The sequence below is a fragment of the Bacillus sp. JJ783 genome, assembly GCF_036963225.1.
GTDB lineage: Bacteria > Bacillota > Bacilli > Bacillales > Bacillaceae_G > Bacillus_A > Bacillus_A cereus_U.
In genome coordinates, this window is the sequence record NZ_JBALMG010000244.1 from 1 (window position 1) to 6,081 (window position 6,081).

A 6,081-nucleotide genomic window follows, 5' to 3' on the forward strand; every position below is an offset into this window, starting at 1 on the left:
ATATACACCAACAGATAAAAATATACTAAAAATCATATTTCTTATAATTTTAATTTATTTACTAAATAGACGACTCCAAAATGATTTAATTTATATATGGTAAAATATATCCATCGCTAATATGTCCAAACATGTAATTTTCATATCAGCAAAATTACAACTAGACTTATACAACATGATTCAAAAATCAATGAAGGAATGTTTTAAGTGAAAGGACGTATTCGAAAAAGAGGAACAAAGTGGTATATTATTGTCAATATCGGAGCTGATCCAGAGACAGGAAAAAGAAGACAAAAGTGGCTTTCATGATAAATTTAAAGTCTATTTGAAAAAAACAGAATTAAACAACATTAGATTTCATGATTTACGCCATACACATGCAACGCTTCTTTTAAAACAAGGAGTACATCCAAAGATTGTAAGCGAACGATTGGGTCATAAGGACGTTTTCATAACTTTAAATCGCTATTCACATGTTTTACCAGGATTGCAAGAGAATGCTGTTAAAACATTTAGTGAGAGACTATTCGGATGGTAATGTTTGCAAATATAAAAAATGAGGTTTCTCTTTTCTAGAGAAACCTCACCACATCAATGTTTTTGTTAAATTTTAAACTGACTCGTATACAAATCAAAGTAAAACCCTCCATCTTCCATAAGAGTTTCATGATTTCCTCTCTCTAAAATACTTCCATCTTTTATTACAAGTATTTGATCTGCTTTTTCAATCGTTTTCAGCCGATGAGCAATTACAAAGCTCGTTCGCCCTCTCATTAAATTATTTAATCCAGCTTGAATTTGTAATTCTGTTCTCGTATCGATATTAGATGTAGCTTCGTCGAGAATTAATATATCTGCATCTGCTAAGATCGCTCGTGCAATCGCAAGAAGTTGTTTTTGTCCCTGACTTAAATTCGAACCTTCTGAAGCGATTTCTGTTTCATATTGATTCGGTAAATGCTTAATAAAAGAATGTGCTGATGCAGCTTTAGAAGCAACCATTACTTCTTCGTCACTTGCATCCAAACGCCCATAACGAATATTATCCATAATCGTCCCAGCAAATAAATACGTATCCTGTAAAACAACCCCTATTTTACTCCGCAAAGAATTAATATCATAATCCTTTATATCTTTTTCATCAATGCTAATTTTCCCTTTTTGAATGTCATAAAAGCGAGTTAACAAATTAATAATTGTTGTTTTTCCGGATCCAGTTGGACCGACTAAAGCGATTGTCTCTCCAGGATTCGCCTCAAGACTCACATCTTTTAAAATCATGTTGTCCTGTGCGTATCCAAATGAAACTTTCTCAAGCCTAACATGTCCTTGTAAGTTTTGTACAAGTACTGCATCTTTTTTATTTTGAATTTCTGGTACTTCATCCATAATTTCAAAAACACGTTCTCCTCCAGCAACTGCCGCTTGAATCGTATTCATTAAAGTTGCAAATTGACTAAGTGGTCTTGAAAATTGTCGAGAATAATTAATAAAAGCTGCAATGACACCTACTGTTGTCATTCCGTTTAATACCATTACCGATCCAGTTCCAATTACAAGCCCCATTCCTAAGTTATTAATAAAGTTCATACTTGGAAAAATAAATGCTGAAAACGTTTCAGCCTTCGTTGCTGAAATTCTTAGCTGTTCGTTAATTTCATTAAAGTTATGTACGGTTTCTTTTTCTTTTCCGTATAACGTAGTTACGTCTGCACCTGTAATAGCTTCCTCGATAAATCCATTTAATTCCCCTAAATCCTTTTGACGCTTCGCAAAGTTTTTGCCACTATAAGCAACTAGTTTTTTTGTAACGAAAAACATAATAGGTACTGTAATTAAAGTTACAATTGCTAAAATCCAATCTAATGAAAACATCGCAATTGTTACACCTATAAATGTTAACGCTGATGAAATAATTTGTACAACACTTTGTGTCAAAGCTTGATTTAAGTTATCAATATCATTTGTCACACGGCTCATTAAATCACCTTGAGAACGTACATCAAAGAATCGTAGAGAAAGTGTTTGGATTTTCTCAAAAATATCTTGTCTTATTTTTTGTATAGTCTTTAATGCAACATTAATCATTACAAATGTTTGTAACCATGTTAACAATACGGTTATCCCATATATTGCAATGAACAGCATGCACATTCTCGCTGTCCCGCTTAAATCCTTCGGTACAATGTATTCATCAATGATGACCCCCATATAATATGGCCCAAGTAAACCTAGTAATGTCGTGATAAATACAAGAATAATAACGAACATAAGAGATACTTTTTGATACCCCATGTAGTTCCATACTCGCATTATAGTTCCTTTAGTATTCTTTGTTTTTCCCGTTTTCGGATTGTTACGTCCACCTTTATTTCCAAATTGTCCTTGAAAATTACGCATGCTCTTCCCCTCCTTCTTGCTGCAGGCTACCACCTTGGGAAAGATAAATTTCCTGATACACTTCACAAGTTGCCAATAAAGCCTCATGCGTACCATTTCCAACTAATTCACCGTTATTCAAAACGAGGATTTTATCAGCATCTATAATAGAAGATATTTTTGATGCAATTAAAAATGTCGTTGTGCCACTATATCTTGTCCTTAACGCTTCCTGTATTACAGCTTCTGACTTCGCATCAACTGCCGATGTAGAATCGTCTAATACAAGAATAGATGGCTTTCTCACTAGGGCTCTTGCAATAGATATACGTTGTTTTTGCCCGCCAGATAGATTGGTTGCACCTTGTGTTAAGTTATATTGATAAGAGTCTTCCAGCTTATTGATAAACTCAGTCGCACAAGCAGATGAAGATGCTAATTCCAATTCATCATAAGTTGCATCTTCTTTGCCATAACGTAAATTCTCTTCTATACTGCCTGAAAAAAGGAGTGCCTTTTGTGGAACGAAGCCAATGGAGGCACGAAGTTTTTGCAAATCGTATGCTTTCACATTAAAATCATCTATACATATTTCACCTTGATCAACATCGTAAAGTCGTGGCAATAGTTTTGCTAATGTAGATTTACCACTCCCAGTAGATCCAATAATCCCTATTTTTTCACCTTTACGTACAGTAAATGAAATATCTTTTAAAACATATTCATTATTTTTCGTATAACTATAGCTAACATTTTTAAACTCTACATTACCACCCACTTGTTTTGGTTCATATACGTCGCCTTCAGTTGTAATATCAACTTCAGTATGTAAAACTTGTTGTACACGATCAGCTGATGGAAAAGCACGGGCAATTTGAATAAATACCATACTAATAGACATAAGTGACATTAAAATGATATTTAAATAGTTAATAAAAGCTAAAATGGCCCCTACTTGGAGTGTACCGTTAAAAACTTTCTCGCCACCCATCCATAAAGTTGCTACAATCCCGCCATTTACAACTAGCATAATAATTGGCATCATCAATGAAATAATTTGTATAGCACGAATATTTATTTCAGTTAAACTTATATTAACTTTCTCAAACTGTGAGATTTCATATTTTTGTCTTACATATGCTTTTATAACACGTACACCGGATAAATTTTCTTGTAGCTTTGTATTTACTTTATCTAATGCTTCTTGTACTCGTTTAAATGAACCGCTCGCTTGACCTGCAATCCATACAATTGCAACTAATAAAACGGGTACCACAACAAGTAAAATTGGAAATAGTTCTCTCGCTGTTACAAAGACTATAATGATACTTCCAATAAATAATAACGGTCCACGGACAAGTACACGTAACGTCATCGTCATTGCCGCTTGAATAGATGTAATATCATTTGTCACGATTGTTAATAATTTACCTGTTCCAAATGAATCACGATTTTTACTGGAAAATGTTTCTATTTTAGAAAACACATCTTTTCGTATGTCTGTAGCGAAATTAACAGCAGCTTTTGTAGAATACATCATACAACCAAGTCCTCCAACTAAACCGATTGCTGCTGCCCCTATCATAAGAAGCCCCATTTTTATTACATAATTCAAATCCCGGTTTGCAATTCCAACATCAATAATATGTTGCATTATTGTCGGTTGAATTAAGTCCATCGCAACCTCAAGTACCATAAATAACGGCCCAATAATAGCGAAGAACATGTATGGTTTTAAATACTGTAACAACTTGCGAAATGATTTCATACATAATCTCCTTTTTTCATGAAATTACCATTGAATAATTCATATTCCTCCTTATTTAAGTGATATAGTCTGTAATTTCTTCATTAGTCCTATTATATTATGTAAATTAATATTTAACATTATTAAATGATAAGTTTTAAATCATTTTTAGTCAATAAAATGGAACTTTAATCTACCAGGCATTTTCACTGCCAGTTGATGTGAATACTCTTTAACTTAATAAAAACCGCATTCTCATTTAGTAAGAATGCGGTTTTCCCATCTATATTTGTTCAATTTTAAAATCGAAAACCTCGGTCTCGAATCCATTATTTTCAGAAGGACTACACGTATAAAAACCAATTTTAACAGGCTCATTACCTATGTCCTCCATCAAATGAGCGATTCTTATTTGTTCCCATCGCTGACTCGTTTTCACATATATTGTATAATCGCCAAGTTTTCGAATAATTCGAAAACTTAATTGTTGCTTAGCAAACTCATTTGGATAGTCTTGCGTTGACCAATCAGAATAGCCATTATTCGTTACGACAGCACCTAAATGTGATGGGCCCTCAGGAATATATTCTAAAGATGTTTTTAACCAACACTTCTCAGAAATCATAACAAATAAACCCGCTTGATCGTATGTCGCATTTGGATTCATGCGCAATTGAACTTCAGCCTGAAAATCTGTCATTATCTCATCATAAAATACATGGCCATTCATTACTTCAAAACCATAATGGGTTTTCAGCCAAAAATCTGTTTCTTCTTTCGAATGGACAATGAATGTATCATTGTCTTCAAGTTTGTAAAATTTAGGTGCGTTCATTACAGTAAGTTGCTCAATATGATTTGGTATATATGATGTTTTCATAATTCCTCCATAAAAAAGCATTTAAATTAATATTTAAAACTCAGTTAATACCGGGAATTTATAACCTTTAAAATCTAATTCTTTATTACTTCGAACCATTAAATACTTACTAGTCTGTAATTCTGTATATTGTACATCATCAATTCCTAATTGATCTGGGTAGAAATAAAATTCAATCTCCGTAAATTCCCCAGAGATTTCCTCACATAATTCATCTAAAATCGGAATTACCGGCGCAAATACTCCAAATAATTTTAGTTTTTGATTTTCTACTGTAAAAACAATCAGCGCATCTAATTTCTCTGAATAATAAAGGTTTTCATTCCATGTTGAATCATACATATTTAAATAAAACGAAGAGCGGTAATTTAACGTTGAAAATTTATTAGAAAGCCTTTGGCCATTTTCAATAATCTCATGTATTAATTGTCTATCCTCTTCATTATAAAAATCTAACTTTTTAAGTTGAGAATCTTTATCACTCTTGTTTTCGTATGATACTGTCATCAAATATTCTTGCACAATTTGAAAACCAAATGGTTTATATAGTTCCGGATTTTCAGTAAACAAGACCGCACACTCGCATTGCTCATCAATTTCCTCTATCATCTTACTAAACAATTGTTTCATTAATCCTCGTCTACGATAATTCGGATGTGTCATTACTGATTGAATACCCGCTGCATTTATTTTTTCACCATTAATTAAAAGCGGAAGTGAAAATGCCGCAACATTTGCAATCGCTTTATCATCTTGTAAAAATGATAATGCTTTATATGTATAATCCCAATATCCTTTCGCTGAAAAATCATGCAATGTTTGACTTGTAATCCCAAACACTTCTTCAAATAAAGGAAATAACTGCTCTCTTTTCGGTTCTTCTAATAGAATATTTGCAAAATTATCAACATTCCCCATATTGTCCCTCCATACGTCGATTCCATTAAATTAGATATATTTATATGACCTAATCCTAGAATAATAGGCCTTTCAAATCAATATATTATCATAAAACATAAAAAAATAGTCTAATTTATTTTTTGTTTTGACTATTTAAAAAGAAGTCAAATAAACT

6 protein-coding genes are annotated in these 6,081 nt (G+C 32.6%); 2 read left to right on the top strand and 4 right to left on the bottom strand.

What is annotated here, in order from left to right:
* The first annotated feature begins 207 nt into the window (after nucleotides 1-207).
* Entirely contained in the window at nucleotides 208-309 is a 102-nt protein-coding gene (locus V7038_RS29055; RefSeq protein ID WP_232304310.1) for an Arm DNA-binding domain-containing protein, read from the top strand.
* Nucleotides 266-538, top strand: coding sequence for a tyrosine-type recombinase/integrase (locus V7038_RS29060; RefSeq protein ID WP_335696057.1), 273 nt, complete (start codon nucleotides 266-268; stop codon nucleotides 536-538). Before V7038_RS29055 ends, V7038_RS29060 begins: the two co-directional genes overlap by 44 nt.
* Before the next feature lie 65 nt (nucleotides 539-603).
* Here the strand turns inward: V7038_RS29060 and V7038_RS29065 are convergent, their stop codons facing one another.
* The 4 genes from V7038_RS29065 to V7038_RS29080 all read right to left on the bottom strand — a co-directional run bounded on the left by V7038_RS29065 (nucleotide 604) and on the right by V7038_RS29080 (nucleotide 5,924).
* A complete protein-coding gene (locus V7038_RS29065; protein ID WP_335696055.1) occupies nucleotides 604-2,400 on the bottom strand; it encodes an ABC transporter ATP-binding protein in 1,797 nt (598 codons plus the stop codon).
* Nucleotides 2,393-4,147: an ABC transporter ATP-binding protein gene (locus V7038_RS29070; protein ID WP_335696056.1), complete on the bottom strand. Its 1,755-nt coding sequence runs from the start codon at nucleotides 4,145-4,147 to the stop codon at nucleotides 2,393-2,395. The genes V7038_RS29065 and V7038_RS29070 overlap by 8 nt, the downstream gene beginning before the upstream one ends.
* 262 nt (nucleotides 4,148-4,409) lie before the next feature.
* Nucleotides 4,410-5,006, bottom strand: a complete 597-nt coding sequence (locus V7038_RS29075; RefSeq protein WP_002085622.1) for a DUF1349 domain-containing protein — start codon at nucleotides 5,004-5,006, stop codon at nucleotides 4,410-4,412.
* 33 nt (nucleotides 5,007-5,039) lie between these two features.
* The gene (locus V7038_RS29080; RefSeq protein WP_078174349.1) at nucleotides 5,040-5,924 is read right to left on the bottom strand and encodes a GNAT family N-acetyltransferase; all 885 of its coding nucleotides are present in this window, start codon (nucleotides 5,922-5,924) and stop codon (nucleotides 5,040-5,042) included.
* Nucleotides 5,925-6,081 lie beyond the last annotated feature (157 nt).